Below are 26,784 nucleotides of genomic sequence, written 5' to 3'. Positions count from 1 at the left end.
ACACCGCTCCGGCACCATCACCGGCCTCACCGCCGAAGTCGGCGCCTCCCTCACCTCCGGCGCCACCATCTGCGAAATCAAGGACTGACCTCGCCGCCGGGGCCCCGCCCCTGCCCCACCCGCACACCCCCGTCGGCGGGGCCGGAACGCTCCGGCCCCGCCGACGGCCACGTGAAGGCCCCGCCAGGACCCCGGTCCGGGCGGGGCCTTCACGCGTACGGACGCCGCCCCGCAGCCGGCCGGTGACGTGCCGCTTTGAGTTCCTCTGTAGTTCCTTTCATGTGCCGCTGAACAATGCGCGAACCCGTGACGAAATATCACCGGGGTTTGAATGGGAATGCATTGTCGCCCTCTTCCTCGTCGCGGAGACTCATCAACAGATTCCGCTGGAAGGAACCTTGAGAATGTCCGAGGAGAGGTACACGGGCGTCGCCGTGATGGTCGTGTGCGCTGGTCCGGCCGGGCTGACGCGCACCGGTGAGCCGCGGCCCGCGGGAATCGATGGCATCGCCCTCTCCACCCCATGAAAGGAACAACCATGTCGAACGAGCCTCTGCGGCTTGCAGTGATCAACAGCAGTGTCCGCGAGGGTCGGTTCGGTCCGGTCGTCGGCGCATGGTTCGCCGGTATCGCCAGGGAACGCGCGGACCTGATCGTCGACGTGGTCGACCTCGCCGACCACGAACTGCCCGCGGCGATCTCGCACAACCCGTCCGAGGAGGCCGCCGGGATCCTCTCGAAGATCTCGCCGCGCCTGGAGCAGGCCGACGCCTACGTCATCGTGACACCGGAGTACAACCACAGCTTCCCCGCCTCGCTGAAGCACCTCATCGACTGGCACTACACCCAGTGGCGCGCCAAGCCCGTCGGCTTCGTCTCCTACGGCGGCCTGGCCGGCGGCCTGCGGTCGGTGGAGCAACTGCGCCCCGTCTTCGCCGAGTTGCACGCGGTCACCGTCCGTGACGCGGTCAGCTTCCACATGGCGTGGGAGCAGTTCGGCGAGGACGGCAAGCCGAAGGACGAGACCGGCCCGGCGGGCGCCGCCAAGGTGCTGCTGGACCAGCTCGGCTGGTGGGCGAACGCGCTCCGCGAGGCCCGCGTCAGGACCCCGTACGAGGTCTGACGGGCCGGTGGCAGGGGGTGCGCCGCCGGCGCACCCCCTCCGCCCCCCTCCCGGCCGCGGCTCGCCCCAGGGGATTGGCCGTACTCGACGTGCCGTGCGGGCCGGGCCAGGTCGCCGCGGCGGCCCGCCACGCCCCGGACGACTCCGCCCGCCACGCGCGCCACGCCCACCAGGCCGCCGGGCCCGGACCACCTCACCACCCCGAGGACGGGAACCATGACTTCACCCTCGACCCGGCCCACCGGACGCGGCCAGGCGGCCACGCTGGTACTGGCCGGCACCCTGACCATCATGGCGGGCGCCACCGTGGCGCCCGCGATACCGGGCATCCGCGAGGCGTTCGCGGACACCCCCAACGCGGACCTGCTGGCCCGCATGATCACCACCACGCACGCGCTGGCCATCGTGCTGTTCTCGCCCGTCGCCGGCTTCGTCGTGGAGCGGCTCGGCCGCAAGCGCGCGCTCGTCACCGGCATGCTCGCCTTCGGCATCGGCGGCAGCTCCGGCGCCTACCTGCCCGACCTCACCAGCATGCTCGTCGGGCGCGCGGTCCTCGGCATCGGCGTCTCGCTGATCATGACCAGCAGCATGGCCATGATCGCGGACCTGTACGAGGGCACCGACCGGCAGCGCCTGCTGGGCCGGCAGGCCGCCGCGGGCTCGTTCGGCGGCGTGGTGCTGCTGCTCGGCGGCGGCGCGCTCGCCGGACTGGACTGGCGCGTCGTCTTCCTCGTCTACCTGCTGGGCGCCCTGCTGGTGATCCCGGCGCTCGCCTTCCTGCCCAAGGGCCGTACCGCGAAGGCTCCCGCCCCGGAGCGGAAGGGGGCCGCGGCCCCTGCCACGCCGAAGGTGCCGGCCGGCACCCTGGCGGCGCTGGCCGCGATGATGCTGGGCCAGGTCGCCTTCTACTCCGTCCCCGTCCAGGTCCCGTTCCTGGTCGAGGACCACTTCAAGGCCGCCGCCGTGGTCTCCGGCGCGGTGATGGCCGTACAGACCTTCACCACCGGCATGGTCGCGATGCGGTTCGCGTTCTTCCGCCGGCTCGCGGGGGAGTACTCGCTCGCCGCGCTGTCCTTCCTCGCCATCGGCCTCGGCTACCTGGTGCTCGCGGTCGCGCCCGGCATCGCGGTGCTGGTCGTGGCGCTGCTCATCATGGGCACCGGCCTGGGCTTCCTGATGCCGAACCTCAACAACTGGGTGCTCGCCGAAGCGCCCGCCCACGTACGCGCCCGGTACGCGGGCCTGCTGACCACCGCCCTGTTCCTCGGGCAGTTCCTGGCCCCGGTCCTGACCCAGCCGCTCGTCTCCTCCCTCGGCATCCAGCCGACGTTCGCGGTCGTCGCGGGCGCGGCGCTGCTCGTCGCGGCGGCCTACCACCTGGGCGGCCGCCGCGTCGCCGGGCGGGAACGGGCCGCGGCCGGGGCGCCGGCGGACCCGGATGCGGAACGCAAGGCGGGCAAGGCCGCCGAACCCGCCGCCGGTGCGCCCGCCGGCGGTTCGGCCCTCACCACCGAGCCGTCCGCCGGTTCGCCCGCCACCAGCTGAAAGGACGGCCCCGCCATGAGCAGGAGCGCCGCCGAGCACCACCCCGAGCAGACCGCCGTACCGACCGACCGGACCGCCGCCGGGGTGCCGGTGCGGGTCGAGATCGCGCTCGACCTGACCTGTGTCCACTCGTACATCGGCTACACCCGCTTCGCGCGGGCCGCCCGCCGCCACCGCGAGGCGGGCGGCCGGGTGGACGTGGTGTTCCTCCCGTTCCAGGTGTCGCCCGACGCCCCGGCCGAGGGCAGGCCGCTGTCGGAGGTCCACCTCGGCTTCTTCGGCACCGCCGAGCGGGCCCGGGAGGCCACCGCCTCGATGGCCGCGGTGGGGGCCGCGGACGGCCTGGAACTGGACTTCGCCCGCGCCGTGCACGTCAACACCTTCGAGGCGCACCGGCTGCTGGCCGCGGCCGCCGCGCAGGGCCGCGGCGAGGCCATGGCCGAGCGCCTGTTCCGGGCCTACCTGACGGACGGCCTGAACATCGGCGACCGCGCCGTACTGGACGGGCTCGCGGCCGAGACCGGCGTACGGCCCGAACTCCCCGGCGCGGGCGCGCTCGACACCGAACTGACCCGCGTCCGGGGCCTCGGCATCCGCTCGGTACCGGTGTTCCGCTTCCCGGACGGGACCGCGGTCACGGGTGCGCTGCCCGAGGACACCTTCCGCCGTGTCTTCGAAGCCTCCGGCCCGGCCGCCGGCTGACCCGGCGCGCCCCGGCGCCCAGACCGACCGCCGCCCCGCATACGGTGTCCCGGGCCCGCACCGGCCCGACGGGGTCCACTCGAACGGCGGAAAGCCCGCGCCCGGCAGCCGACCGCTCCGACCGGCTGCCGGGCCTGGACGTCTCCGGGCTCGGCGACACCCTCGCGACCCTCGCGGTGGCCCCGCCCCGGCCGCGCGACCGGAAGGCCACGGCGACCGTCCCCGGTGCCCGCCACCGAGGCGCGGGAGGGCCGCTGTGATGCCGTCACCAGGCCCTCCACCGGTCCCGCACCCATGCTTGAGAAGCCCGCCGTACCCTCCCACCCCCAGGAGAGAGCCATGAGCCAGGACCTCCTCGACCGGACCGAACCGGCCGGCGCCGAGCACGCCGCCGCCCGGCCGGCCCGGACCGTACGGCCCACCCTGCTCGCCGGTGAGCAGCGCGAGGCCCCCGAGCACCACGTCTTCCGCGGCACCGACTGACAAGGACCCGATGAAACGCGCTCTCGCCCACGGCTTCCAGTCCCTGACGGTCCGCAACTTCAGGCTGTTCGCCGCGGGCCAGCTGGCCTCCGTCACCGGCACCTGGATGATGGTCGTCGCCCAGGACTGGCTGGTGCTGTCCCTGACCGGCGACTCCGGGACCGCCCTGGGCGTGGTGACGGCCCTGCAGTTCGCGCCGCTGCTGCTGCTCACGCTGCACGCGGGCGTCCTCGCCGACCGGTACGACAAGCGCAGGCTGCTGATCGGCGCGAACGCCGCCTCGGGGGTTCTCGCGCTGCTGCTCGCCGCGCTCGTGCTGACGGGGTCGGTGCGGCTGTGGCACGTGTTCCTGTTCGCGCTCGGCCTGGGCATCGTCAACGCGGTCGAGGTGCCGACCCGGATGTCCTTCGTGACCGAGCTGGTCGGCCCCGGCCTGCTGCCCAACGCCTCCGCGCTGAGCGCGGCGTACTTCAACGCGGCGCGGGTGGTGGGTCCCGCCCTGGCCGGCCTGCTGATCGGCTGGCTGGGCACCGGGACGGTGATGGCGGTCAACGCCGTGAGCTACCTGGCGACGGTGGCCGGGCTGCGGCTGATCCGGCCCGCCGAACTGCACCGGGGCGAGCGCAGCCGGCCGGAGCGGGCGCGCGCCGTGGACGGGATCCGGTACATGGCCTCGCGGCCCGATCTGCTGCTGCCCATGCTGCTGGTGGCGGTGGTCGGCATGCTCGGCTTCAACTTCCAGCTCACCCTGCCGCTGTTCGCCAAGACGGTCTTCCACGCCGACGCCGCCGCGTTCGGGCTGCTCACCACGGCGATGGCGGCCGGCTCGCTGCTCGCCGCGTTCGCCTCGACCGGGCGGCGCGGCAGGCCGTCGCTGAGCCTGGTCATCTGGTCGGCCCTGGGGTTCGGGGTACTGGAGGTGCTGGCCGGCCTGGCGCCCACGTTCGCCGTCGCGGCCGTCCTGCTGTTCCTCACCGGGTTCGGCTCGATCTCCTTCGCCCAGGCGGCCAACCACCGGATCCAGCTCGGCTCCGACCCCGCCTACCGGGGGCGGGTGATGGCCCTCTACACCCTGGTGTTCCAGGGCACGACGCCCTTCGGCGCCCTCCTGATCGGCTGGCTCAGCGAACGCCTCGGCGCCCGCTCCGGGCTGCTGGCCGGCGGGGCCGCCACCGTCCTGGCCGCGTTGGCGGTACTGGCCCTGCACCTGCGCGGGACCGGCCGGCGGGAGCCCGACGCCCCGGCCGGGGCCCGTGAGGCGTCGGACGCGGTCTCCCCGTAGCGGCCGGGGCCCGGCGGGCGGGCTCAGCCGGTCCGCAGCCCCTCCCCGTACCACCGTGCGAAGTCGGCGGCGTGCCCCGGGAATCCGGGACCGGGGTCGCAGCCGAGGTCGGACCAGAGCGGGGCGCTGTCGAACCAGTGGTCGGTGGTGATCATGTCCAGCTCCCGGCCCTGGCCGCCGTGCTCCGCCAACAGCGCGCGTGCCTGCGGGGCGGTGAGGTCGCGCCGGGGCCACGGGAGCGCGGCGCGGTCGGCCACGGCGCGCAGCAGCCCGTTCCAGACGACGGGCCGGGGGTGCGCGGCGTGGTAGACGGACGCGGTCAGGTCCCCGGCGGGCGCGAGGGCGGTGGCGACCAGGGCGCGGGCGAGGTCGGGCACGGCGATCACGGAGGTACGCGCGGACCAGCCCTCGACGGTGCCGGGCAGGGCCCGCAGCAGCCGGGCCATCCCGGGTACGACCCAGGAGTCCCCCTCGCCGTAGACGAGGTGGGGGCGCAGTACGGTGCCGCCCGCGGCCAGCACGGCGTCCTCGGCGGCGGCCCGGCTGGCCGAGGTGGGCGATCCGGGACGGCGGACGAGGTCCTCGGGGCGCTGCCCCCGGAAGGTGCCGCGGCCGTACACGGAGGCGGTGCTGAGGTGGACGACGCGGGACACCCCGGCGCGGCGGGCCTCCTCGACGAGGGCGGCGGTGCCGCGGGCGTTGACGGCCTCGCACCGCTCGGCGGTCCCGCCGATCTGCGCGGCGCAGTGCACCAGCACGTCCACCCCGTCGCACGCGCCGCGCAGCGACGCGGGGTCGGCGAGATCGGCCCGTACGACGGTGTGCACACCGGGGGCCGGGGGCGTCCCGGCTCCGGGCAGCGGACTGCGGTGGGACATCAGCCGCAGGGCGACGCCGCGGCGTTCGGCCTCGCGGGTGACGTGACGGCCGACGAATCCGGCCGCGCCGGTGATCATGATCGTGGTCACGCGAGGGTCTCCAGGGGGTGCGAGGGGATCAGCTGCCGGCCGGCCGCAGGACGACGTCGGCCGGGTCGACGCGCGGCTCCCGGCGGTGCACCGCGCCGCCCGCACCGGGAGCGGCGGCGAGGACGCCGCCGCGCGGATCGATGAGCTTAGGCCGCGAGACGGGTGCCGAGTAGACCGCATCTGCCGACAGGAGTCACCGCGAGGGCATAAAGTACAGACAGGTCCGTAAAATTTACGGAGCAACGCGACAGACTTCGAGAGGGCGCTCATGGCACAGCAGGAACGGGGAGTGCGGTCGAAACGGTCGATCCTGGAGGCCGCCGCACAGGTCTTCGACGAGCGGGGCTACGACGCCGCGAGCACCACCGAGATCCTGGCCCGCACCGGCCTGACCAGGGGGGCCCTGTACCACCACTTCCCCTCCAAGGAGGCCATCGCGGCCGCGCTGGTGTCGCTGCAGAGCGAAGCCCTCAAGGTGCCCGACAACCCGGTCAAGCTCCAGGCGGCCATCGACCTCACGATGGAGTTCGCGCGCCGCCTGCGCATCGACCCCGTCCTGCGCGCGAGCGTCCGGCTGGCGGTCGAGCAGACCTCCTTCTCCCGCCCGGCCCAGAGCCCGTACGACATGTCCAGCACGGCCATCCTCGGGCTGCTCGAAGAGGCGTCGGCTCAGGGCGAGGTGCTCCCCGGCATCGATCTGCGCGAGGCCACCTCGCTCATCGTCGGCGCCTTCACGGGGCTCCAGATCATGTCCCAGGTCTACAGCGACCGCCGTGACCTGCCCGAACGCGTCTCCACGCTCTGGCGGTTCCTGCTGCCCGGCCTCGCCACCCCCGGCATCCTCGGCCGGCTCCGCACCACCCCGCCCCCCGAGGCGCCGTCCGGGGCCGCCGACGGCTGAGCGGACCCCGGGGTCCGGGGCGGAGCGGGGGCCTCCCGGGGTGGACGTACGGGACGGGGCGGGTTGTCGACACATAACATGCAGACAAGTCTGTTTGGTACTGTCCTCTCGTTGGCGGCTGCTTCCCCTGGGGGAGCGGGGTTCAGGCGCGCGGGAAAGGTCAGGGAGCCCGATGGAGAGTTCGGTCGCCAGCCCGTCCGCGGCGGCATCTCACCCGTACCCGGCAACGTGACAGTGCCTCAGGAGGATCAGATGTACCGGCAGACCACGGATCTACTCGAACCTCGCACCGGACGACCCCGCCCCGAGCGCTCCCCGCTCCTCCCGGAGCAGCACCGCCCGCCGGGGGCGGAGGCCGCGGGGGGCACCAGCACCGGGCAGGCGCTGCACGTCCTCGTCGTCGAGAACGAGCCGCGCGCCGCCGACTCCCTGGTCCAGGGGCTGCGCCGGCACGGCTACGTGGCCGAGAGCGTGGCCACCGGGGCCAAGGCCATGCGGGTGCACCAGGGCGCGGACCTGATCCTGCTGGACCTGGACCTGCCGGACCTCGACGGCCTGGAGGTCTGCCGCGGGATCCGGGCGGTCAGCGACACCCCGGTCATCGCCGTCACCGCGCGCGGCACCGAACTCGACTGCGTGCTGGGTCTGCAAGCCGGCGCGGACGACTACCTGGTCAAGCCGTACGGCTTCCGCGAGCTCCTGGCCCGCATGGACGCGGTCATGCGGCGGGTGCGGCCGCAGCGTTCCGTCGCCCGCGTCATCAGCCGCGGCCCGCTCCTCGTCGACGCGGGCACCCGGGAGGTCCGGCTGAGCGGCCGTGCCGTCGAGGTGACGCGCAAGGAGTTCGACCTCCTCCACCTGCTCGCCTCGGAGCCGGGGGCGGTGGTCTCCCGCAGGCAGCTGATGGCGCAGGTGTGGGACGACTCCTGGTCGAACCCGGGGCGCACCATCGACACGCACGTCAGCAGCCTGCGCGGCAAGCTCGGTTCGAGCAGCTGGATCATCACTGTCCGCGGCGTCGGCTTCCGCCTGGGCCACCCCTGACCGCCCACCCGTGACCGCCCACCGCTCACCGCCCGCCCCGGCCGTCAGGATCCCGGCAGCTGTCCGGGGCGGTCGGTGACGCCCCGGGCGACGACCGCCACCGACGTCACCACCGTTCCGGCCTTGCCCCAGGAGTTGTCCTCAAGGACGACCTCGCGTGACCCCAGGAGCCGCAGACTCTCCTTGTCGAAGATCCACTCGGTCCGCTCGCCGTCGTGTACGCGGGCGACCGCGACACCGGTCCGGCCGGCGGCGTCACTCGCCTCGGGCACCACCACGACACCGGGGATGCGGGCCGCCGCACGATAGAGCGCCGCACTCAGCCCCGGCGGGGTCTCGACGCTCCGCAGCAGGTCACCGATCGCCACGAACGCCTGCTGGTCGGGGCCGGTGGTCGAGCCCGAGCCGGGACCGTGGTGCGCGCGGGCGTCCTTGTAGAGCAACTCCAGCAGCTCGGCGGGGTCGGTCGGCACCGTTTCGAGGAACCGGTAGGTCGGTCTGCTGAGGCTCGGCGGGCCCCCCGGCGGAATCCTGTCGGTCCCGGACGCGGTGCGCACCACCGTGCCCGCCGAACCGTCCACCGGCAGCCAGCGCTCGGCCGACTGGTCCGTGGGGGCCGCCACCATCTGTCCGATCCGGACTTCGGTCAGCGAGGTGGAGTGTCCGATGGTCTTCGTGTACATGAACTGCCCGTCGCGCACCGCCGGCGCGGGCGCCGTCGCCGCCGCGAGGGCGACGCGGTCCAGGAGCCGTACGGCCGCGGGCTCGGGAGTCGCGGCACCGGGCCGGTCACCGGTGCCGCGTCCCCCCAGAGCGAAGGAGACCGTCACGGCACACGCCGCCGCGGCCGCCGCCAGGGAAAGGACCAGGCGGCGCCCGGGCCGGCGGGAGGCGGCCCGGGTACCCCGCGCCGTTTCGCGCATCAGGAGTTCCCTGAGGTGGTGGCCGCTGAAGGGCAGTTCCGCGTCGGAGAGCCCGGGCAGGCGCCGCAACAGCTCGTCGTGCTCGGACGGTGCGGTGCGTGCGTCGTCGTCGGCGTTCACAGGTTTCCCTCCCGTGGGGTGCGGGGCACGGACACGTGCCCTCCGGCCCGCTCCGCGGCCAGACCGGCCGTGGTCAGTTCGCGAAGGCGGCTGCGCGCCCGTGACAGCCGGGAGCGGACGGTGGCCTCTTTGGTTCCGCACGCCTGGGCCACCTCGGCGTGGCTGAGGCCGGCCCAGACCGACAGGAGGATGACCTCGCGGTCCGCGCGCCGCAGCTCGCCCAGGGCGGCGAGCGCGGCCGACGCCCTGGCGGTGTCCGCGATACGGGACACCACCGCGTCCGCCGGATCCGGGACGGCCTCCGGCCGGGGCAGCCGGGACATCGCCTCGCTGTGCCGACGCGCGGCCCTGCGGGTGTTGCGCATGACGTTGGTGGCGACCCCGAGCAGCCATGCCCGGTGGCTGGTGACTCCGTCGAGGGTCTCGCGGAGCCGCCACGCCTCCAGGAAGGTGAGGGAGACGATGTCCTCCGCCCCGGTGCGGTCGGACGTCATGCGGACGGCGTGCGCGTACACCGCTCCGGCGTGCGCGTCGTAGAGGTCCGCGAACAGTTGCTGGTCCACACCGAGTAGTGTCCGCTCGGCGCACCGCGTTGCATGTGACGCTCGTCATGCCGGACGCCGGGCCGCCAAGTACCGCCGCACGGGGGGCCGGAGGCCGGGACCCGGCGGCCGAGTGGCGGGGCCCCCGTACCCGATTCCCGTCCCGGACCGGCGGGCGAACCGCCCGCCCGCCCTCACGCCCGCCCCCGCCCGCCGCGCGCGCCCTCAGGGGCGGATGATCCGCACCTGATAGCTGCCGTTGCGCAGCTCTCCCACCACCGAGACGCTGATGCCCGCCTTGTCGTCCGTGAACGTCTCGCCCGGCCGGAACGGCGCGTCCGACAGCTCCGCGTGCACGTTCGGCCGCCGGGTGCAGCCGCCGCTCGCGGCGGCGCTGTCCGACACCGTCACCGGGCCGCGTCCGGTGTCCACGTCGGAGTCGACCTTGTAGATGAGCACCCCCGGCTTGCACACGGCCTCGTCGTTCCCGGCCCGCGTCCGTACCTCCACCGCGTAGCCGGCGCTCTCGGAGAGCGGGACGAAGGCCAGCTTCGTGCCGCCCTCCACCGCCAGCGGCGACAGGGTGTGGTCGCTGGCGCCCGGCTTCGCCGCGCAGCTGATCTGCGTGCTGTCCAGCCAGCCCAGCTTCCACTTGTGCCAGCCCAGCAGGTCGTTGTTGGCGCCCCAGTCCTCGCTCATGATGTCCCAGTGCCCGACGCTGCCGCCGCCGTCCGAGGTGTACAGGTCGGGCAGTCCGAAGACGTGCCCGTTCTCGTGCGGGAGCACCCGGTAGCCGGTCTCCCGGTAGGTGCCGGAGCCGTCGTCCTGGCGGCTGTACACGAAGGACGTGTTGGCGAGCGGGACCCCGTCGGCGGCGGGCGCCTCGCCGTTGCCCGAGAAGGTCACCGACAGGACGGTGTCCAGGGCGGACGGTCCGGCGTTCGGGGTGACCAGGATGTTGACCAGGTCGTAGCGGCTGAAGTCCACCTCTGAGTCGGCGGCCTTCGCGATGTGCTCGACGAGCTGCCGGTAGCCCGGCTCGTACGGCGAGCCGCGCTCGATCCCGTACGCGGCGAACGGCATCGGCATCCGCAGCCAGCCCCTTATGGGGGCTTCGGCCTGGTAGCTGAGCCGTCCGTACGAGCTGGTGCGGAACCAGTTCGAGGTCTGCGGGAAGAACTCCGCCAGCCGGTCCAGGGCCGTGCCCTCGCCCTTGGCGTCCGGAAAGTCGATCATCAGGTTCAGGGCGCGGACCTCGCCGGTCGAGCGCGAGTACCCGGGCGGGGTCGGCAGGCCCTCGGACATCTGCACGCCCATCGTTCCGGCGATCCGGCAGGGCGCGAGGGCCGACTCGACGCTGGTGGCCACGGGCCCGGCCGCCGAGTTGCTCCGACTGGATATCCCCGTGCTCGCGGTCGCCGTGACGCCGAGGGCCAGCGCGGTGAGGCCGATGAACGCGCCGGTGCGGCGTGGTCTGCGTATCCGGTGGCGCGTCTGCGGCATGGAGATCGCCTTCGGGTCCGCGGCAGCCGGCCGGGTCCGGACTGCGCTCTGTCCGCCCACCCTCCGACGGCTGCGGCGCGCCCGCGCGGCGGGAGAGGCCGAACGTGGCATGCCGTGTGACCCAGGTCACGCGAAGGGGTGAAATAAGCGGGGACAGGTTCCCCGTTTGCATGTGAGTCCCGCGAAGTGGGGATCCGCTCCCCGTTTGGTGGGCGTACCGAGTGACCGTGCCAGGGAGGCCCCGGAATGCAACGCACCACCACCACCGCCCCGGCGGCCGGGTGTGCCACCGGATCCGCCCCAGCCCCCGGCCCGGAAGCCACCGACCCGGAAGCCCCCGGCTGTGGCGCCACCACCGCACCCCCCGCCGCCCGCGCGTCCCGCGCGACCGGCGTTCCGCGCCCCCGCGCCGACGCCGTCCGCAACCGCGAGCGCATCCTGACGGCGGCCCGTGAGGTCTTCGTCGAGTTCGGCCCCGGCGCCCCCTTCGACGAGGTCGCCCGCCGGGCCGGCATCGGCAACGCCACCCTCTACCGGCACTTCCCGGACCGGGCCTCCCTGGTCCACCACGTCGTCCTGTTCGTCATGGACCGCGTCACCGCCCGGGCCGAGGCCGCCCTTGCCGAGGAGCCGGACGCCTTCGCCGCGCTGTGCCGCTTCACGCACGCCGCCGCCGACGAGCGGATCGGCGCCCTGTGCCCGATGCTCGCCGGTGACTTCGACCACGACCACCCCGAACTCCGCGCGGCGCGCGACGCCTTGGAGGAGGCCGTCGGCACCATGCTGGCCACCGGCCAGGCCACCGGACTGCTCCGCACGGACATCGGCGTCGGCGATCTGACGATGGCCCTCTCCCAGCTCAGCCGCCCCCTCCCCGGCACCGCCTGCCACGACGTCGACCGCTTCGTCCACCGTCACATCCAGCTGTTCCTCGACGGGTTGCGCGCTCCGGCCCGCTCCGTGCTGCCGGGTTCGGCGGCCACGCTGGAGGGCCTCAGACGGACCGCCACATGACGCCCTCCCTGCTCCCGAACTAGCCTTTTTCAGTCATTCCGCACAGTGAAGTGGGTACCCCCATGTCCAAAACAGCCGCGGCGCCCGCGCCGGCTGCCGACCCCAGCCGCTGGAAGGCACTCGTCTTCATAGCCCTGGCCCAGCTGATGGTCGTCCTCGACGCGACCATCGTGAACATCGCCCTGCCCTCCGCCCAGACCGACCTCGGCATCTCGGACGGCAACCGCCAGTGGGTCATCACCGCGTACGCGCTGGCCTTCGGCGGGCTCCTCCTCTTCGGCGGACGCATCGCCGACAAGTGGGGCCGCAAGAACGCCTTCGTCGTCGGCCTCATCGGCTTCGCCCTGGCCTCCGCGCTCGGCGGCGCCGCCAACGGCGAGGCCATGATGCTGGGTGCCCGCGCGCTCCAGGGCGCCTTCGGCGCACTGCTCGCCCCGGCCGCCCTCTCCCTGCTCGCCGTCATGTTCACCGACGCCAAGGAGCGCGCCAAGGCGTTCGGCATCTACGGTGCCATCGCGGGCGGCGGCGGCGCCGTCGGCCTGATCCTCGGCGGCGTCCTCACCGAGTACCTCAACTGGCGCTGGACCTTCTTCGTCAACATCCCGTTCGCGATCGTCGCCGCCGTGGGCGCCTGGCTCGTCATCCGCGAGCCCGCCGGCTCCCGCAACCGCGCGCCCCTCGACATCCCCGGCGTGGTCCTGTCCACGCTCGGCCTCGTCGCCCTGGTGTACGGCTTCACCCGCGCCGAGTCCGAGGGCTGGTCGGACCCGCTGACCATGGGCCTGTTCATCGGCTCGGCCGTGCTGCTGGCGTCCTTCGTCTTCACCGAGTCCAAGGTCCGCTCCCCGCTGCTGCCGCTGCGCGTCCTGCTGGAGCGCAACCGCGGCGGGGTCTACCTCTCCCTCGGCCTGGCCGTCATCTCGATGTTCGGCCTGTTCCTCTTCCTCACGTACTACCTCCAGGTCGTGAAGGGCTTCTCGCCCGTCAAGACCGGCTTCGCCTTCCTGCCGATGATCGCGGGCATGATCACGGGCTCCACCCAGATCGGCGCCCGTCTGATGACCCGGGTGCCGCCGCGCCTGCTGATGGGCCCCGGCTTCCTGGTCGCCGCCACCGGCATGCTGCTGCTGACCCAGCTGGAGGTCGGATCCTCGTACCCGGCGCTCATCCTGCCCGCGCAGCTGCTGCTCGGCCTCGGCATGGGCACGGCGTTCATGCCGGCCATGTCCCTGGCCACGCACGGGGTGAACCCGGCGGACGCCGGCGTCGCCTCCGCCATGGTCAACACCTCGCAGCAGGTCGGCGGTGCCATCGGCACCGCGCTGCTGAACACCATCGCCGCCTCGGCGACCACGGCCTACCTCACCGACCACGCGGCCGAGGCCGCGGCGGGCGGTCCGGCCGCGCGGCTGATCCAGGCCCAGGCCATGGTCGAGGGCTACTCCTCCGCCATCTGGTGGGCGGTCGGCATCCTGGTCGCCAGCTCGGCCATCGCCGTCACCCTGATCACCACCGGCCGGCCCGGCGCGGGCGGCCCGGTGGCCTCCGGTTCCGGCTCCGCCGAGGACGCCGAGTTCAAGGTCCCGGTGATCGCCCACTGACGGGCCCACCGGTCCGGGAATGACTGAGAGCCCCACTTGGTTCAAATTTGAACCAAGTGGGGCTAGTCTGTTTCCGGCGGCCCTGAACGACGGAGGAGACCCCTGTGACCACGACCGAACCGCGCATGCCGGCCCTCTACCTGAGCCACGGCGCCCCGCCCCTCGCCGACGACCCGCTCTGGCCGGCCGAGCTGGCCGCCTGGTCCGCGTCCCTGCCCCGCCCCAAGGCCGTCCTGATGGTCTCCGCCCACTGGGAGGAGGCCCCCCTCGCCGTCGGCGCCACCGAGCGGGTTCCGCTCGTCCACGACTTCTGGGGCTTCCCCGAGCACTACTACCAGGTCCGCTACGGGGCCCCCGGCGCCCCGGAGCTCGCCGCCTCCGTACGCAAGCTGCTGCGCGCCCCCGGCACCCCGGTCCAGGACGTCCCCGACCGGGGCCTGGACCACGGGGCGTACGTACCGCTGGTGGAGATGTTCCCCGAGGCCGACATACCGGTGCTCCAGGTCTCCATGCCGACCCTGGACCCGCGCCGCCTGATGGACATCGGCCGCAAGCTGGCCCCGCTGCGCGACGAGGGCGTCCTCATCGTCGGCAGCGGCTTCTTCACGCACAACCTGGCCGCGCTGCGCCACCCGGGCGTCCCCGCCTGGTCGGCGGAGTTCGACGCGTGGGGCCACGAGGCACTGGCGGCCGGCGACCTCGACTCCCTGCTCGACTTCGAGGCCAAGTCCCCGTCGGGCCGCCTGGCTCATCCCCGTACGGAACACTTCGCCCCGCTGTTCGTCACCCTCGGCGCCTCCGAGGCCGCCGGTGACCTCGCCCGCCGCCGCGACACGGTGGACGGCTTCTGGATGGGCCTCTCGAAGCGCTCCGTACAGTTCGGCTAGCCGCCGGCGCGCGGGCCGCCGGTGATCTCGGGCCCGATGGTGAACCCCTTGGCCGGCCCGCTGGGCACGGTGGCCGCCGCACCATAGGCCGTCCGCACCTCGTCGCCGTACACGGCCTGCGCCCGGTCGGGTCCGCTCAGCACGGTGACGGTCCCGCCCTCGTCGAAGTCGTCGACGAGGACGTAGACGGGAACGCCGGCGCGGGCGTACGCGCGCCGCCTGCGGGTGCGGTCCCGCGTGATGCCGTCGCTGCCGGGGGAGACGACCTCGACGATCAGCTGCACGGCGGCCACGTCGATCCCGAGGCCGTCCTCCGTGACGTGCTCTTCGGCGTCTTCCAGGGTGATGAACAGGTCAGGGATCCAGACGCTGCGCTCGTGGATGACGTTCATGTCCTGGCGAGCGGCGAAGTCGCTCTGGGCGAGGAAGATGACCAGCCGATCCCGCAGCCGGTTCGCGACCTGGCCGTGTGAGTAGCGACCTGTGGATGACACCTCGATGAACCCCTCGACGATCTCGGCGTGGTAGCCCTCGGGGAGTTCCATGGCACTCCACGCCTGCCACAGGACGTCGTCAAGGTCCGACGGGGGAGTCGTGACCTCTGGCATTACGGCCTCCGGCGTCTCGTGGGCGAGAGCGGTCATGTGCAGCACCTCCTCTGAGTGTGGGCGCCGCCGGCCGGGTGGCACAAACGACTCTCCGAGGCTAGGAAGCCGACCGCCCGTGCCGCTGGAATATGCCTGCCCTTCACCCGCACGGGTCCGGTCCGGACGTCACGTGCCGGATTTAGGACGAAAGGCCCCGCTTGTCGCGTAAACGGTCATTCGATCGCCTGTCCAGGCAACCAGAACCCGCCCTGGGTCGTCCACCAGGGTGGGAGTGCAGTCATGGGCGGCGCTGTTCCGGAGTGATCACGGCCGTATCGCGTGTGACGGCGGTCTCACGGGCGTTCTGGCCGTCCGGAGTCGCGCGTCCTTCCAGATCGGCCGGCGTTCCGGGCCTGACCTGCACCTCTTCGGATTTTCGCGGCATCCGATCCCGTCTCGTGGCGGGGCAGGATACTGCAAGATCTCGGAAAACAGGGCGCAACGTGGGAATTCTGTCCCGATTCCAGTCGTTGTTTCCTTCGGAAGCGGGCACTCGGGAGAGTGTCCGGGGACGCACCACCGGTACGTCCGGCAGCCGCACCGCGACCGACACTCCATCGCAAGGGAGCACGCATGGCAACCCGCGCCGTCGCCCGTCGTCAGTCCACGAGCAGCGCCCGCGCTGTGGGCGGGGAGATCGCAGACCGCGACCTGGTCGGCATGTACCTGGACGAGATCGCGCGTACCCCGCTGCTCGACGCAGCCAAGGAAGTGGAGCTCTCCCAGATCATCGAGGCGGGCGTGTACGCCCGGCAGATCCTCGACGGCGTCATAGAACGCGGGGGCCGTACGCCCTCGCGCGAAGAGCTGGAGGCGCTGGCCGCCGACGGCGAGCGCGCCAAGGAAGTCTTCATCCGTTCCAACCTGCGCCTCGTGGTGGCCGTCGCCCGCCGCTACCCGCGCAGTGGCCTGCCGCTCCTCGACCTCATCCAGGAGGGCAACGCCGGCCTGGTACGCGCCGTGGAGAAGTTCGACTACGCCAAGGGCTTCAAGTTCTCCACGTACGCCACGTGGTGGATCCGCCAGGCCATCACCCGCTCCATCGCCGACCAGTCGCGCACCATCCGCCTCCCCGTCCACCTGGTCGAGGAGCTCGGCCGGATCCGCCGCGTCCAGCGCGAGTTCAACCGCGAGAACGGCCGCGACCCGGAGCACGCGGAGATCGCCACCGAGCTGGACACCACGGAGAAGCGGGTCGGCGACGTCCTGGACTGGGCGCGCGACCCGGTCAGCCTGAACATGGCGGTCGACGACGACGGCGACACGCAGTTCGGCGACCTCCTGGAGGACACCTCGGCGATCTCGCCCGAGCAGTCCGTGCTCTCGCTGCTGCGCAGCGAGGAACTGGAGGACCTGCTCGGCAAGCTCGACCAGCGCACCGCGTCGATTATCAAGATGCGTTACGGCATCGAAGACGGCCGGGAGCGTACGCTTACCGAAGTGGGCAAGCAGCACGGCCTGACCCGCGAGCGGATCCGCCAGATCGAGAAGCACGCGCTCCTGGAGCTGAAGCGGATGGCACGCGACACCGGCTTCGACGCCGTGGCCTGACCGCGCCGCCGCCCCCCGAGACGAGCCCCGGTACCTAACCCCCCCCCAGGTGCCGGGGCTCCCCCCTGCCCCACGCCACCCCCGACCCCTGAGGCGGAAACCCGAACCGTCCCCAAACCGGGGTCGGGGACCCGGGCCAGCCCCCACCCCCCCCACCCCGGCACCGCCCCCGGCCACCCCGCCCGGCCACCCCGCTCGGCCGCCCCCTGGCCCTGCCCCCCCTGCCTACGCCGCTCCCGCCAGCCGCGCGCCCAGCGCCAGCGCGCCCGCCGCCAGCGCCTCCGGCGCATGCACCGTGAACGGCACCCCCGTCAGGGCGAGCCGCGCCGCCAGCCACTCCGGCGCGTCCCCGCTCTCGAACCGCACCCGCGTACCCCCCCCCGCCCCCGCAACCCCCGCCTCCGGAACCCCGGCCCCCACAACCGCCGCCTCCCGGAGCCAGTCCGGCAGCGCCTCCGGCCCCGCCGCGAACGTCACGTCCACCGCGTACGTCCCCCCACCCCGCAGCCCCCGCCGCACGAACTCCTCCGCGTCCATCGGCAGCTCCCGCGGAGCGAACCGGGCCCCCGTCGCGAACGGCTCCGCCACCCGGTCCACCCGGAAGGTCCGCCAGTCCTCCCGCTCCAGGTCGTAGGCGATGAGGTACCACCGGCTCCCCGTGCTCACCAGCCGGTACGGCTCCACCACCCGCCGCGTCCGCACCCCGTCCCTCGCCCGGTACGCGAACCGCAGCCGCTCCGGCCCCGCGACCGCCGACGCCATCGTCGTCAGCGTCCGCGGGTCCACGCTCGCCCCGTCCCCCCGGGTGAGCGCGGTCGTCGCCGACTGCAGCGCGCTCACCCGGCGCCGCAGCCGCGAGGGCAGCACCTGCTCCAGCTTCGCCAGGGCCCGTACGGAAGCCTCCTCGACCCCCTCGATCGCGTGCCCGGCCCCCGCCCGCAGCCCCACCGCGATCGCCACCGCCTCCTCGTCGTCGAGCAGCAGCGGCGGCATCGCCGCCCCCGCCACCAGCCGGTACCCGCCCTCCGCGCCGAGCGTGGCCTCCACCGGGTAGCCGAGGTCCCGCAGCCGCTCGATGTCGCGGCGGATCGTCCGGGAGCTCACCCGCAGCCGCTCCGCCAGCTCGCTGCCGGGCCATTCGCGGGGGGTCTGGAGCAGGGACAGCAGGGACAGCAGCCGTGCCGGGGTGTCGGTCATGGGATCAAGGCTGCCAGCGAAATAGGACACTCACTGACCTACATCCCGTCTAGGTTTCTCTCCATGAGCACCGAGACGTCCAAGACATCGCCCGAAAGAAAGAACGGGCCCGTACGAGAAGAGCGGACCACAGCCGCGGTACCAGCACAGGCCCCGGGCCCGGACCAGGCCGCCACCCCCCTCGACGCGGCCGCCACCGCCGCCGACCGCCGCCGCTGGCTGGCGCTCGCCATCGTGATGACCGCGGCCTTCATGGACCTGGTCGACGTCACGATCGTCAACATCGCCATACCCAGCATGCGCCAGGACCTCGGCGCCTCCACGAGCGCGATCCAGTGGATCACCGCCGGATACGCCCTCGCCTTCGCCGCGGGCCTGATCACCGGCGGCCGTCTCGGTGACATCTACGGCCGCCGGCGCCTCTTCCTCGTCGGCATCGCCGGCTTCACCGTCGCCTCGCTGCTCTGCGGCATCGCCGCGAACCCCGCCATGCTGGTCTCCTCCCGCCTGCTCCAGGGCGCGATGGCGGCCCTGATGGTCCCGCAGGTCCTGGCGATCATCCACGTCACCTTCCCGCCCCACGAGCGCGGCAAGGTCTTCGGCCTGTTCGGCGCGATCGTGGGCCTCGGCGCCGTCTCGGGCCCGATGCTCGGCGCGCTGCTGACCCAGTGGAACCTCTTCGGCCTCGAATGGCGCCCGATCTTCCTGATCAACCTGCCCGTCGGCATCGCCGGCGTGATCCTCGGACGCAAGTTCATCACCGAGTCCAAGGCCCCCCAGGCGCTGCGACTGGACCTCGTCGGCGTCGTCCTCGCCACCCTCGCGCTGGTCATGCTGATCTTCCCGCTCACCCAGGGCCGCGAGAACGACTGGCCGCTGTGGGGCTTCGTCTGCATGGGCCTGGCGCCGTTCGTCTTCGCGGGCTTCATCGCCTACGAGAAGTACAAGATCAAGAAGGACGGCTCGCCGCTCGTCGAGCTCTCCCTCTTCAAGGTCAAGAGCTTCGCGGGCGGCATCGCCGTCCAGCTGACCTTCGGCATCGCGACCGGCATCTTCTTCCTGGTCTGGACGCTGTACATGCAGATGGGCCTCGGCTGGAGCGCCTTGCGCGCCGGCACCACCGGCATCCCGTTCTCCATCGCCGTCTCGGCCGCCGCGGGCATCTCGGTGCAGAAGCTCGTCCCGCGCTTCGGCCGCAAGGTGCTCCAGGCCGGTGCGCTGGCCATGGCCGCGGGCCTGCTCCTCTACATCTGGGAGTCGCAGCACTACGGCATGGAGATCACCTCCTGGCAGATGGCGCTGCCGCTGGTCGTCATGGGCATCGGCATGGGCCTGATCGTGGCCCCGCTGACGGACACCGTGCTGTCCGAGGTGCCGCGCGAGCACGCCGGCTCGGCCTCCGGCCTGATCAACACCACCGGCCAGATGGGCAACGCGCTGGGCCTCGGCCTGACCTCCGTGGTCTTCTTCGGCCTGATCGACGACGACCTGGCCTTCGGGCCGCCCTATGTGGAGGCTTTCCGCGGCGCGCTGTGGTGGGTCGTGGCCGTCCTCGTCGTGATCTTCGCGGTGATGTTCATGCTGCCCCGCAAGGGCGTCCCGATGGAGGAGCGCGAAGGCGGCGGCGAGTACGAGGCCCCGGAACCGGACAAGGTCCCGGTCGCCTGAGCCCGTCCGCCCCGGCTACGGACATGTCCGCCTCTCTGGGCGGGCATGTCCGTTTCCTTTGTCTTCTGCCCGATATGGCCGTACGGTAGGGGGAAAGCCACAGATTCGGGCATGAAACGGATGTAAAACCACATGTACGCACCGGAGCGCCATCAGGAGATCCTCCGCCTCGCCCGTGAGGCCGGACGGGTCGACGTGCTCTCCCTCGCCGACCTGTTCCAGGTCACGGCCGAGACCGTGCGCCGTGACCTGAAGGCCCTCGACCGGGCCGGGCTGGTCCGCCGGGTGCACGGCGGCGCCATCCCGGCCGGCCGCCTCGACTTCGAGCCCGACCTCACCGAGCGCGAGGCCACCGCCGCCGAGGAGAAGGACCGCATCGCGGCCGCGGCCCTCGCCGAGCAGCCCGACGGCGGCAGCGTCGTCCTGGACGCCGGCAGCACCGTCGCCCGCCTCGCCGCCGGCATCCCGGCGGACACCGGGCTCACCGTCGTCACCCACGCCCTGCCCGTCGCCGCCCGGCTCGCCGACCACACCGGCATCGACCTCCACCTCGTCGGCGGCCGCGTCCGGCACCGCACCCGCGCCGCCGTCGACGCGTGGGCGCTGCGCGCGTACGCGGAGATCCGCGCCGACGTCCTCTTCCTCGCGGCGAACGGATTCTGTGCCGACGCCGGCCTGACCACCCCCGACCTCGCCGAGGCGGCCGTCAAACGCGCCGCGATCCGCGCCGCGCGCCGCGTCGTCCTCCTCGCCGACTCCGCCAAGGCCGGACAGGAGCACTTCGCGCGCTTCGGCTCCTTCGCGGACGTCGACCTCCTCATCACGGACACGGGGCTCGCCCCCGTCCACCAGGCCGCGATCGAGGCGGCCGGTACGGAAGTTGTGCTCGTATGATCCTCACCGTCACCCCCAACCCCTCCCTCGACCGGACCTACGAGGTCCCCTCGCTGGACCGCGGCGAGGTGCTCCGCGCCACCGGTGACCGGGTCGACCCCGGGGGCAAGGGCGTCAACGTCTCCCGCGCGGCGGCCGCGGCGGGCGTCCGTACGACGGCGGTCCTCCCGCTCGGCGGCGCCCCGGGCACCCTGCTGGCGGAACTCCTCGTGGCCCAGGGCGTGGACGTCACGGCCGTCTCGATCGCCGGCGAGACCCGCTCGAACATCGCGGTCGCCGAACCCGACGGCACCCTCACCAAGATCAACACGCCGGGGCCGGAACTCTCCCCGGAGGAGTCCGCGCTCCTCCTGGACACCATCCGCACCGGCTCCGGCGGCGCCGCCTGGATCGCCTGCTGCGGCAGCCTCCCGCGCGGCCTCGCCCCCGGGTGGTACGCCGACCTGGTCGCCCGCGCCCACGAGGCCGGAGCCCGGGTCGCCCTCGACACCTCCGGCCCGGCCCTGCGGGCGGCCCTCCCCGCCCGCCCGGACGTGATCAAGCCGAACGCGCAGGAGCTCGCCGAAGCCGTCGGCCGGCCCCTGTCCACCCTCGGCGACGTCGTCAAGGCAGCCGAGGAGCTCCGCTCGCTCGGCGCGGGCGCGGTCCTCGCCTCCCTCGGCGCGGACGGCCAGCTGCTGGCCTGCGCGGAAGGCACCTACTACGGCACGGCGCCGGCCGCCGCGGTCCGCAGCGACGTCGGGGCCGGCGACGCCTCCCTGGCCGGGTTCCTGATCGCGGGCGGCAGCGGCCCGGCCGCCCTCGCCTCGGCCCTCGCCCACGGAGCGGCCGCGGTCCAGCTCCCCGGCAGCGCCATGCCCGCCCCCGCGGACCTCCGCCCCGACGCGGTCCACCTCACCCGGGACCTCCCCCTGGACCTCACCCTGGCGGAGCCCGCCACGCTCTGACGCCCGCGGCGGAGCGGCGAGGCGGGCGCCGGCCGGCCCGGAGGCGACCGGCCCGACGACCCGGCGTCAGCGCACGCGCGCGCGGAGTTCCATGGCCCCGCGGGCGACCGCCTCCGTCTCGTACACCTCGCACATGTGCCGGCCGTCCGGCGTCGCCGTGTGCTCGACCTCCCACAGGCTGACCTCGGTCCCGTCGAGCAGCACGAAGGCGTGCTCGTACAGGCTGAAGCCCGCGTCCCGTCCGTCGGCCAGGCACTGGCGGGTGCCGAACGCCTGGGTGATCCGGTGCGCGTACGCCGAGCGCAGCAGGGCCGCGACCTCCTCGCCGGGGCGGTCCGCGTTCTCCGCGCGGCGCAGCACCCGCCGGGCGTGGTCGGCGGACTCCTCCGGCGCGTAGTCCCGGGGGCGCGGCATCGCCGACGAGGCGGCGAACAGCGAGCCCAGCACCGCGATGTCGTCGTCCGGCTCCTCGTCGCCGGGCAGCAGCGCGGGGTCGAGCGCCGCCTCGGCGGGGGTCTCCCCGAACAGCCGGGACACGGCGAGGCAGGTCTCCGCCTTGCTCGCGAACACCTCGTGCCGGACCGTCCGGTCACCCTCCTGCCGGTACACCAGCTCCCAGAGCGAGGCCGACCCGCCGTCGGTCAGCAGGTAGGCGTGCCGGTGCGTCTCCCGCCAGAGTCCGGTTGCGGGGCTGCGGTGGGTGGTGTAGAGCGAGGAGCTGTGGGCGAGTGCCGTCCCGAGGCGCTCGACCAGCCTGTCGGGAAGGTCGAAGGAGTTGAGGGCGCGGCCCAGGAGTCGGTCGAGGTGGGCCTCGGTTGTCTCGTACGGATCGCTCAAGGTGGGTCTCCAGGCCGTCGCAGCTTGTGACTTTGCGGAAGCTCAACGTAGCCCCTGGCTCTGACATCACGTCCGGGGTTCGGTAAAACGTCCGGGAAGCATCAGGGGTTCCCGCCACACCTTCAGGTCAACTTGCGTATGAATGCGCATGGTTGGCCCTGCTCTGGTACGGAGCGGGGGACTATGGGCGGCATGGCAACGAATACAGTGGGCGTCCCCCGCCAGCAGGGACAGCCCCGCACAGGGCCCGAAAGCGGACAGGAAGCCGTGTCACGGGGGTTGGCCTGGCTGCTGGTCCTCACCGGGGCCGCCGGGCTGCTGGCCTCCTGGGTGATCACCCTCGACAAGTTCCTCCTGCTGGAGGACCCGGACTTCAAGCCCGCCTGCAGCCTCAACCCGGTCGTCTCCTGCGGCAGCGTGATGAAGAGCGACCAGGCGGCCGCCTTCGGCTTCCCCAACCCGATGCTGGGCCTGGCCGCGTACGCCGTCGTGGTGTGCGTCGGCGCCGGCCTGCTGGCGGGCGCCCGCTACCGCGGCTGGTTCTGGCTGGGACTGAACGCCGGCATGCTCTTCGGCGTCGGCTTCTGCACCTGGCTGATGGTCCAGTCGCTCTACGAGATCAACGCGCTCTGCCTGTGGTGCTGCCTGGCCTGGGTGGCGACCCTGCTGATGTTCTGGGCGGTCACCGCGCACACCGTCGCCACCGGCCTGCTCCGCGCCCCCGGCCCGCTGCGGGAGTTCTTCACCGAGTTCGGCTGGGCACCGCCCGCGCTGCACACCGGTGTGATCGGCATGCTGATCCTCACCCGCTGGTGGGACTTCTGGACCTCCTGAACAACCGGACGCGCGCCCACCGCGCGGACACGCACGAGGGCCCCGGCAGCTGGACGCTGCCGGGGCCCTCGTCACGTCACGCGCAGGCGGCGGAGATCAGCTGCCGAGGGAGGCGTTGCCCGAGAGGACCGGGATGTTGCTGAGGATGTGCGAGAGCGGCTCGTCGCCCTTGGCCTGGGTCGAGTTCTCGGTGCACTGCTGGTTCTGCGGGTTGGACAGGACGTTGATGTCCTGGACACCGACGTTGACCAGCGCGACCAGCGACTGGGCGTTGAGCTTCGCCGGCAGGCCGATGCAGGGCTTGTTCAGGGAGCCCTGGACCAGGCTGAGCTGCGGGCTCATGTCGCCGGCGGTCTTCTGGTTGCCGTAGATCTGCTGGGCACCGTTGCCGTTGACCGTGTTGACGCCGTTGTCGTTGCCGATGGCCATGGCCGGGGCCGCGGCAGCGGCGCCCGCGCCGACCGCGACGGCGGTGACCGCGGCGGCGGTCATGAACTTCTTGAACATCTTGATCCTTCTGTCGCACGAGTGCCCGCTGATGGAGCGCCCTGGTCAACTGCCGCGCCGGGGTGTTGGTTCCGTTGCTTCACTCAAACGGCCTGTCCCCGCCGAAGTTTTCCCCGGCCCGGGTGAGCCGCCTCCGGACGCCTGCGCGAAGCCCGTACGCAGCCAGCAGCGGACGCGCTCCTGTTGCGCTCCGTGCGGGGTGTTCGCACGGTGGGTAAGGAGGCGGATCGCTCGGGTCCGCTTCTGTGCCACCAGGAGAAGGAACACCCATGTACCGCACGAAGCCGTCCCGCGCACGCCTCCTCGTCCCGTCGGTCCTCGCCGTCGCCATACTGTCCGGCGCGGCCGCCCCTGCGGTCGCCGCGGACGGTGCCGGCTCCGCCGAGCTGACGAAGCGGGTCGCGGCCGTCCAGCAGAAGATCGAGACGATCGAGGGGCGGGCCGCGGCCGGTCCGATCGACGACCTCCTCGCGGGCCTCTCGAAGACCATCGCGGACCTCCTCAAGTCCCTGGAGGGCCTGCTGCCCGCCGGGGTGAAGATCCCGCCGATCGAGCTGCCGAAGCTCCCGGCCCTGCCGGCCGTCCCCGGCCTGCCGGACCTCCCGGCCCCTCCGGTGGGGGTGCCCGCGCTCCCGCCGGTCGCCGGGGTGCCGGCGCTCCCGCCGGTCGCCGGGGTCCCCGCGCTCCCGGCCGACCTGGTGCCCGACCTCCCCGCCGTCCCCGGGATCCCCGACCTCCCATAGCACGGGCGTACGACCGGAACTTCGCACGCGGTTACGACGATTGGGCTGAACAGGTCTGATCGCGTGCGGAGCCGTGTCGTCTGGGACGCTGGAGCGTTTCGCTCGGTGTGAGCCCCGGGATCGGGGCAGAACATCGAACAGAAGGTGCACTTCCCATGAACTCTGCCAAGAAGGCCGCCCTGGTCATGGCCACCGCTGGTCTCGCCGTGGCCGGTGCCGCCGGTGCCGCCTCCGCCGACTCCTCGGCCGAGGGCGCGGCCGTGGGTTCCCCCGGCGTTCTGTCCGGCAACCTGGCCCAGGTTCCGGTCCACGTCCCGGTCAACGTCTGCGGCAACTCCGTGAACGTCGTCGGCCTGCTGAACCCCGCGTTCGGCAACGCCTGCGTCAACGACTGACGTCAGCCGCACCACCGCCTGTGGGCGCCCCGGCCTTGCCGGTGGCGCCCACAGTCATGTCGGCAGGGGATCAGCCGGAACGCGTCAGCTGTTGCCGCCGTTGAGCGTCACGCCGCCGAGCATCGGGTTCGACTTGGTGGCGCCGTTCGCCAGACCCAGGACCTCGCCGGGAACGTCGTTGCGGGCCTTGTTGACCTTCTGCACCGTGCCCACGACCTTGTTGACGTGGTCGCCCTGCTCGGCCAGCCCATTGCCCACGGTCTGCGGGAGGGACTCGGAGACCGGGCCCACGGCGTTCAGGGTCTCCGTCACCCCGCCCGTCAGGCTCATGGGGGGCATCGCGGCGGGAGCCCCGGCCGCGAAGGCGGGAGCGGAGGCGCCGAAGGCGGCGACGGAGCCGACGACGACAGCGGCGATCTTCGTGAGCTTCATTATCGAAATCCTCTTCTTTCATGGACAGAGGTGTCAGCGGCGACCGTCGCGCCGCTTTCGCTCTGGCTAACGATTCCCCGTCGCTGCGGAAACGCGGTCGGGAGGGCGCACGGAAACGGCCGGAGAATCCGACAAGGGATTCTCCGGCCGATATTTCTTCTGATGACCGGTATTGCTGCTCAGGAGAGCCGGGACCGGCGGTACAGAATGGCGCCGCCCAGGATCAGTGCCGAGGCGAGCGCGGCCGCCGCCGCGGGCTGACCCGCGCCGGTCTCCGCCAGAACGGGAGCGGTGACCCCCGTCGGCGCGGGCGCCGGTACCGGAGCCGGGACCGGACCGGGAGCCGGTACGGGCGCCGGAGCCGGGGTCAGGTGGACCGGCGCGTCACCGCCGGGGGCGGCCGGCGGCTGGTCGACGGGCGGCCGTACGGTCTCGGGCGCCGGCGCCGGCGCCGGAGCGGGAGCCGGGTGCTCCACGGGCTGGCTTCCGCGCGGCGGGCCCACCGGCCCCTCCTCCGGAACCGGTACGGGCTCCGGCGCGGGCAGCGGTACGGGCTGCGCCTCCTCGGCGGGACCCGGCAGCGGCGCGGGCAGCGGTACGGGTGCCTCCGCCTCCGCCTCCGGAGCCGGCAGCGGGGCGGGCGCCTCGTGGACCGGCGGCGGCTGCGGGGCCGGGTACTCCCCGACGGGCTCCGGCTTCGGCTGCCCGGGCGCGGGCGGGACGTGGTGCGGGGGCTGCGCGGACCCGGGGTGGTCGTCGCACTCCTCCTCGGCCCGCTCCTCGCCGGGACCGCCGTAGCCGCCCTGGTGCTCCGGCTCCTCGTGGCGCGGAGCCGCGTGCCGGGGGCCGGGCCGGGCCGGCTCCGCGTGGCCCGGGGCCTCGTGCGGCGCCTCGTACCGGGGGGTCTCGTACCGGGGGGTCTCGGAGCGCGGGGCCGCGTGCCGGGGGCCCGCGTGCCGCGGCTCCGCGTGGCGCTGCTCCGGCACCGTGTGCCGGGCGTCGCGCTCGTCGAGGTAGCGCTCGAGGGCCTCGGCGTTCTCGGGGCTCAGGTAGCGCGCGTAGTCGTGGTCGTGCCCGGAGTCCGCGCCGGTGGTGGTGACGCACCGGTTCCCCATCGCGGGGTTGAGCGCCGCACCGCCGTCCACGCTGTTGCCGCAGACGTTCGGGGCGAAGGTGATCGGTACCGAGACGCTGTTGCCGGACAGCACGCCCGGCGACTGCGAGACCTCGGCGGCCGCTCCGGGGTGTGCGTAGGCCGCGCCGGTCGCGATCGACAGCAGGCTCGACGCGGCTGCCGCCGTGAGCATCCCCTTGCCCAGTACCTGTCGGCTCAGTACCTGTCGCATGGGTCCTTCCCTGTCTACCGGCGCTGCTGCCGGTGCTGAATCGGAGGTGGCCCCGGAGTGCACCGCCGTGTGGAGACCTCCGCCGACGACGTCGCCCTGATCGCGTTCACCTCCGGCACCACCGGGCGTCCCAAGGGCTGCATGCACT

Annotated in this window: 28 protein-coding genes and 1 pseudogene; 19 read left to right on the top strand and 10 right to left on the bottom strand. The window is 73.1% G+C overall.

Going from position 1 to position 26,784, the window contains the following annotated elements; all coding sequences use genetic code 11:
* Positions 1-404: 404 nt before the first annotated feature.
* From ABT106_RS20805 to ABT106_RS20780, 6 genes are all read left to right on the top strand, one after another.
* Positions 405-527 (top strand): hypothetical protein, encoded by a 123-nt coding sequence (locus ABT106_RS20805; protein ID WP_351279409.1) that lies wholly within the window; start codon positions 405-407, stop codon positions 525-527.
* An 11-nt stretch (positions 528-538) separates the two neighbouring features.
* Positions 539-1,123 (top strand): NADPH-dependent FMN reductase, encoded by a 585-nt coding sequence (locus tag ABT106_RS20800; protein ID WP_351279406.1) that lies wholly within the window; start codon positions 539-541, stop codon positions 1,121-1,123.
* Between the two features lie 216 nt (positions 1,124-1,339).
* Positions 1,340-2,668: an MFS transporter gene (locus ABT106_RS20795; protein ID WP_351279403.1), complete on the top strand. Its 1,329-nt coding sequence runs from the start codon at positions 1,340-1,342 to the stop codon at positions 2,666-2,668.
* Positions 2,669-2,683: 15 nt separating this feature from the next.
* Positions 2,684-3,370 carry a DsbA family oxidoreductase gene (locus tag ABT106_RS20790; RefSeq protein ID WP_351279400.1) on the top strand — a complete coding sequence of 229 codons (687 nt, stop codon included), beginning with the start codon at positions 2,684-2,686 and terminating at the stop codon, positions 3,368-3,370.
* A 339-nt stretch (positions 3,371-3,709) separates the two neighbouring features.
* Entirely contained in the window at positions 3,710-3,853 is a 144-nt protein-coding gene (locus tag ABT106_RS20785; RefSeq protein WP_351279398.1) for a hypothetical protein, read from the top strand.
* Between the two features lie 10 nt (positions 3,854-3,863).
* Entirely contained in the window at positions 3,864-5,135 is a 1,272-nt protein-coding gene (locus ABT106_RS20780; protein WP_351279396.1) for an MFS transporter, read from the top strand.
* Between the two features lie 23 nt (positions 5,136-5,158).
* Here ABT106_RS20780 and ABT106_RS20775 read toward each other — a convergent pair whose 3' ends face one another.
* Complete coding sequence (locus ABT106_RS20775; protein ID WP_351279393.1) at positions 5,159-6,103, bottom strand: NAD-dependent epimerase/dehydratase family protein; 945 nt, start codon at positions 6,101-6,103, stop codon at positions 5,159-5,161.
* Between the two features lie 268 nt (positions 6,104-6,371).
* On the opposite strand from ABT106_RS20775, the gene ABT106_RS20770 reads away from it, so the two are divergent.
* Positions 6,372-7,004: a ScbR family autoregulator-binding transcription factor gene (locus tag ABT106_RS20770; RefSeq protein WP_351279391.1), complete on the top strand. Its 633-nt coding sequence runs from the start codon at positions 6,372-6,374 to the stop codon at positions 7,002-7,004.
* Between the two features lie 252 nt (positions 7,005-7,256).
* Positions 7,257-8,048, top strand: a complete 792-nt coding sequence (locus ABT106_RS20765; RefSeq protein ID WP_351279389.1) for a response regulator transcription factor — start codon at positions 7,257-7,259, stop codon at positions 8,046-8,048.
* Positions 8,049-8,092: 44 nt separating this feature from the next.
* Here ABT106_RS20765 and ABT106_RS20760 read toward each other — a convergent pair whose 3' ends face one another.
* The 3 genes from ABT106_RS20760 to ABT106_RS20750 all read right to left on the bottom strand — a co-directional run bounded on the left by ABT106_RS20760 (position 8,093) and on the right by ABT106_RS20750 (position 11,136).
* Complete coding sequence (locus tag ABT106_RS20760) at positions 8,093-9,091, bottom strand: CU044_5270 family protein (protein WP_351279386.1); 999 nt, start codon at positions 9,089-9,091, stop codon at positions 8,093-8,095.
* Entirely contained in the window at positions 9,088-9,654 is a 567-nt protein-coding gene (locus tag ABT106_RS20755; protein WP_351279383.1) for an RNA polymerase sigma factor, read from the bottom strand. The genes ABT106_RS20760 and ABT106_RS20755 overlap by 4 nt, the downstream gene beginning before the upstream one ends.
* Positions 9,655-9,858: 204 nt before the next feature.
* Positions 9,859-11,136, bottom strand: coding sequence for a M6 family metalloprotease domain-containing protein (locus ABT106_RS20750; RefSeq protein ID WP_351279381.1), 1,278 nt, complete (start codon positions 11,134-11,136; stop codon positions 9,859-9,861).
* A 246-nt stretch (positions 11,137-11,382) separates the two neighbouring features.
* On the opposite strand from ABT106_RS20750, the gene ABT106_RS20745 reads away from it, so the two are divergent.
* The 3 genes from ABT106_RS20745 (at position 11,383) to ABT106_RS20735 (ending at position 14,638) form a co-directional block, all read left to right on the top strand.
* On the top strand, positions 11,383-12,150 hold the full coding sequence (locus tag ABT106_RS20745) for a TetR/AcrR family transcriptional regulator (protein WP_351279378.1): 768 nt from the start codon (positions 11,383-11,385) through the stop codon (positions 12,148-12,150).
* A gap of 62 nt (positions 12,151-12,212) precedes the next feature.
* Positions 12,213-13,751, top strand: a complete 1,539-nt coding sequence (locus ABT106_RS20740; protein ID WP_351279375.1) for an MFS transporter — start codon at positions 12,213-12,215, stop codon at positions 13,749-13,751.
* 125 nt (positions 13,752-13,876) lie between these two features.
* Positions 13,877-14,638 carry a dioxygenase family protein gene (locus ABT106_RS20735; protein ID WP_351279411.1) on the top strand — a complete coding sequence of 254 codons (762 nt, stop codon included), beginning with the start codon at positions 13,877-13,879 and terminating at the stop codon, positions 14,636-14,638.
* Here ABT106_RS20735 and ABT106_RS20730 read toward each other — a convergent pair.
* Positions 14,635-15,282, bottom strand: coding sequence for a Uma2 family endonuclease (locus ABT106_RS20730; RefSeq protein ID WP_351279372.1), 648 nt, complete (start codon positions 15,280-15,282; stop codon positions 14,635-14,637). The genes ABT106_RS20735 and ABT106_RS20730 overlap by 4 nt on opposite strands.
* A gap of 576 nt (positions 15,283-15,858) precedes the next feature.
* Between ABT106_RS20730 and ABT106_RS20725 the strand changes: the two genes are divergently transcribed.
* Positions 15,859-16,836, top strand: coding sequence for a sigma-70 family RNA polymerase sigma factor (locus ABT106_RS20725; RefSeq protein ID WP_351279369.1), 978 nt, complete (start codon positions 15,859-15,861; stop codon positions 16,834-16,836).
* A 225-nt stretch (positions 16,837-17,061) separates the two neighbouring features.
* Here ABT106_RS20725 and ABT106_RS20720 read toward each other — a convergent pair whose 3' ends face one another.
* Entirely contained in the window at positions 17,062-18,033 is a 972-nt protein-coding gene (locus tag ABT106_RS20720) for a helix-turn-helix transcriptional regulator (protein WP_351279366.1), read from the bottom strand.
* A gap of 63 nt (positions 18,034-18,096) precedes the next feature.
* On the opposite strand from ABT106_RS20720, the gene ABT106_RS20715 reads away from it, so the two are divergent.
* The 3 genes from ABT106_RS20715 (at position 18,097) to pfkB (ending at position 21,542) form a co-directional block, all read left to right on the top strand.
* Positions 18,097-19,701, top strand: a complete 1,605-nt coding sequence (locus ABT106_RS20715; RefSeq protein WP_351279363.1) for an MFS transporter — start codon at positions 18,097-18,099, stop codon at positions 19,699-19,701.
* 132 nt (positions 19,702-19,833) lie between these two features.
* Positions 19,834-20,595, top strand: coding sequence for a DeoR/GlpR family DNA-binding transcription regulator (locus tag ABT106_RS20710; RefSeq protein WP_351279360.1), 762 nt, complete (start codon positions 19,834-19,836; stop codon positions 20,593-20,595).
* Positions 20,592-21,542 (top strand): 1-phosphofructokinase, encoded by a 951-nt coding sequence (gene pfkB / locus ABT106_RS20705; RefSeq protein WP_351279358.1) that lies wholly within the window; start codon positions 20,592-20,594, stop codon positions 21,540-21,542. Before ABT106_RS20710 ends, pfkB begins: the two co-directional genes overlap by 4 nt.
* A gap of 66 nt (positions 21,543-21,608) precedes the next feature.
* Here pfkB and ABT106_RS20700 read toward each other — a convergent pair whose 3' ends face one another.
* A complete protein-coding gene (locus tag ABT106_RS20700; protein WP_351279355.1) occupies positions 21,609-22,379 on the bottom strand; it encodes a DUF6227 family protein in 771 nt (256 codons plus the stop codon).
* Positions 22,380-22,571: 192 nt separating this feature from the next.
* Here ABT106_RS20700 and ABT106_RS20695 point away from each other — a divergent pair, with 192 nt between their 5' ends.
* A complete protein-coding gene (locus ABT106_RS20695; protein ID WP_351279352.1) occupies positions 22,572-23,213 on the top strand; it encodes a vitamin K epoxide reductase family protein in 642 nt (213 codons plus the stop codon).
* 96 nt (positions 23,214-23,309) lie between these two features.
* On the opposite strand, the gene ABT106_RS20690 is transcribed toward ABT106_RS20695, so the two are convergent.
* Positions 23,310-23,720 (bottom strand): rodlin, encoded by a 411-nt coding sequence (locus tag ABT106_RS20690; RefSeq protein WP_351279349.1) that lies wholly within the window; start codon positions 23,718-23,720, stop codon positions 23,310-23,312.
* A 269-nt stretch (positions 23,721-23,989) separates the two neighbouring features.
* On the opposite strand from ABT106_RS20690, the gene ABT106_RS20685 reads away from it, so the two are divergent.
* Together ABT106_RS20685 and ABT106_RS20680 are read left to right on the top strand one after the other, a co-directional pair.
* Positions 23,990-24,463: a hypothetical protein gene (locus tag ABT106_RS20685; protein ID WP_351279347.1), complete on the top strand. Its 474-nt coding sequence runs from the start codon at positions 23,990-23,992 to the stop codon at positions 24,461-24,463.
* Positions 24,464-24,618: 155 nt separating this feature from the next.
* Positions 24,619-24,858, top strand: a complete 240-nt coding sequence (locus tag ABT106_RS20680) for a chaplin (RefSeq protein ID WP_351279344.1) — start codon at positions 24,619-24,621, stop codon at positions 24,856-24,858.
* Between the two features lie 84 nt (positions 24,859-24,942).
* Here the strand turns inward: ABT106_RS20680 and ABT106_RS20675 are convergent, their stop codons facing one another.
* A complete protein-coding gene (locus tag ABT106_RS20675; protein ID WP_351279341.1) occupies positions 24,943-25,290 on the bottom strand; it encodes a hypothetical protein in 348 nt (115 codons plus the stop codon).
* A gap of 179 nt (positions 25,291-25,469) precedes the next feature.
* Positions 25,470-26,636, bottom strand: coding sequence for a chaplin (locus ABT106_RS20670; protein ID WP_351279338.1), 1,167 nt, complete (start codon positions 26,634-26,636; stop codon positions 25,470-25,472).
* A 63-nt stretch (positions 26,637-26,699) separates the two neighbouring features.
* Between ABT106_RS20670 and ABT106_RS20665 the strand changes: the two are divergent.
* A pseudogene (locus ABT106_RS20665) lies at positions 26,700-26,784 on the top strand (AMP-binding protein); the annotation flags it as partial.

It is taken from the genome of Streptomyces sp. NPDC002044 (assembly GCF_040296725.1).
GTDB lineage: Bacteria > Actinomycetota > Actinomycetes > Streptomycetales > Streptomycetaceae > Streptomyces > Streptomyces antarcticus.
Note: the sequence above shows the minus strand (reverse complement) of the source record. Positions and strands in the feature narration are given on the sequence as shown.

Excerpts from the sequence above, each read along its gene's own strand:
- ABT106_RS20735 (WP_351279411.1), top strand. The coding sequence starts at position 13,877 with ATGCCGGCCCTCTACCTGAGCCACGGCGCCCCGCCCCTCGCCGACGAC.
- ABT106_RS20675 (WP_351279341.1), bottom strand. The coding sequence starts at position 25,290 with ATGAAGCTCACGAAGATCGCCGCTGTCGTCGTCGGCTCCGTCGCCGCC.
- ABT106_RS20785 (WP_351279398.1), top strand. The coding sequence starts at position 3,710 with ATGAGCCAGGACCTCCTCGACCGGACCGAACCGGCCGGCGCCGAGCAC.
- ABT106_RS20770 (WP_351279391.1), top strand. The coding sequence starts at position 6,372 with ATGGCACAGCAGGAACGGGGAGTGCGGTCGAAACGGTCGATCCTGGAG.
- pfkB (WP_351279358.1), top strand. The coding sequence starts at position 20,592 with ATGATCCTCACCGTCACCCCCAACCCCTCCCTCGACCGGACCTACGAG.
- ABT106_RS20795 (WP_351279403.1), top strand. The coding sequence starts at position 1,340 with ATGACTTCACCCTCGACCCGGCCCACCGGACGCGGCCAGGCGGCCACG.
- ABT106_RS20805 (WP_351279409.1), top strand. The coding sequence starts at position 405 with ATGTCCGAGGAGAGGTACACGGGCGTCGCCGTGATGGTCGTGTGCGCT.
- ABT106_RS20765 (WP_351279389.1), top strand. The coding sequence starts at position 7,257 with ATGTACCGGCAGACCACGGATCTACTCGAACCTCGCACCGGACGACCC.
- ABT106_RS20685 (WP_351279347.1), top strand. The coding sequence starts at position 23,990 with ATGTACCGCACGAAGCCGTCCCGCGCACGCCTCCTCGTCCCGTCGGTC.
- ABT106_RS20695 (WP_351279352.1), top strand. The coding sequence starts at position 22,572 with ATGGCAACGAATACAGTGGGCGTCCCCCGCCAGCAGGGACAGCCCCGC.
- ABT106_RS20790 (WP_351279400.1), top strand. The coding sequence starts at position 2,684 with ATGAGCAGGAGCGCCGCCGAGCACCACCCCGAGCAGACCGCCGTACCG.
- ABT106_RS20670 (WP_351279338.1), bottom strand. The coding sequence starts at position 26,636 with ATGCGACAGGTACTGAGCCGACAGGTACTGGGCAAGGGGATGCTCACG.
- ABT106_RS20715 (WP_351279363.1), top strand. The coding sequence starts at position 18,097 with ATGAGCACCGAGACGTCCAAGACATCGCCCGAAAGAAAGAACGGGCCC.
- ABT106_RS20680 (WP_351279344.1), top strand. The coding sequence starts at position 24,619 with ATGAACTCTGCCAAGAAGGCCGCCCTGGTCATGGCCACCGCTGGTCTC.
- ABT106_RS20780 (WP_351279396.1), top strand. The coding sequence starts at position 3,864 with ATGAAACGCGCTCTCGCCCACGGCTTCCAGTCCCTGACGGTCCGCAAC.
- ABT106_RS20730 (WP_351279372.1), bottom strand. The coding sequence starts at position 15,282 with ATGACCGCTCTCGCCCACGAGACGCCGGAGGCCGTAATGCCAGAGGTC.
- ABT106_RS20710 (WP_351279360.1), top strand. The coding sequence starts at position 19,834 with ATGTACGCACCGGAGCGCCATCAGGAGATCCTCCGCCTCGCCCGTGAG.
- ABT106_RS20725 (WP_351279369.1), top strand. The coding sequence starts at position 15,859 with ATGGCAACCCGCGCCGTCGCCCGTCGTCAGTCCACGAGCAGCGCCCGC.
- ABT106_RS20740 (WP_351279375.1), top strand. The coding sequence starts at position 12,213 with ATGTCCAAAACAGCCGCGGCGCCCGCGCCGGCTGCCGACCCCAGCCGC.
- ABT106_RS20690 (WP_351279349.1), bottom strand. The coding sequence starts at position 23,720 with ATGTTCAAGAAGTTCATGACCGCCGCCGCGGTCACCGCCGTCGCGGTC.
- ABT106_RS20750 (WP_351279381.1), bottom strand. The coding sequence starts at position 11,136 with ATGCCGCAGACGCGCCACCGGATACGCAGACCACGCCGCACCGGCGCG.
- ABT106_RS20745 (WP_351279378.1), top strand. The coding sequence starts at position 11,383 with ATGCAACGCACCACCACCACCGCCCCGGCGGCCGGGTGTGCCACCGGA.
- ABT106_RS20720 (WP_351279366.1), bottom strand. The coding sequence starts at position 18,033 with ATGACCGACACCCCGGCACGGCTGCTGTCCCTGCTGTCCCTGCTCCAG.
- ABT106_RS20800 (WP_351279406.1), top strand. The coding sequence starts at position 539 with ATGTCGAACGAGCCTCTGCGGCTTGCAGTGATCAACAGCAGTGTCCGC.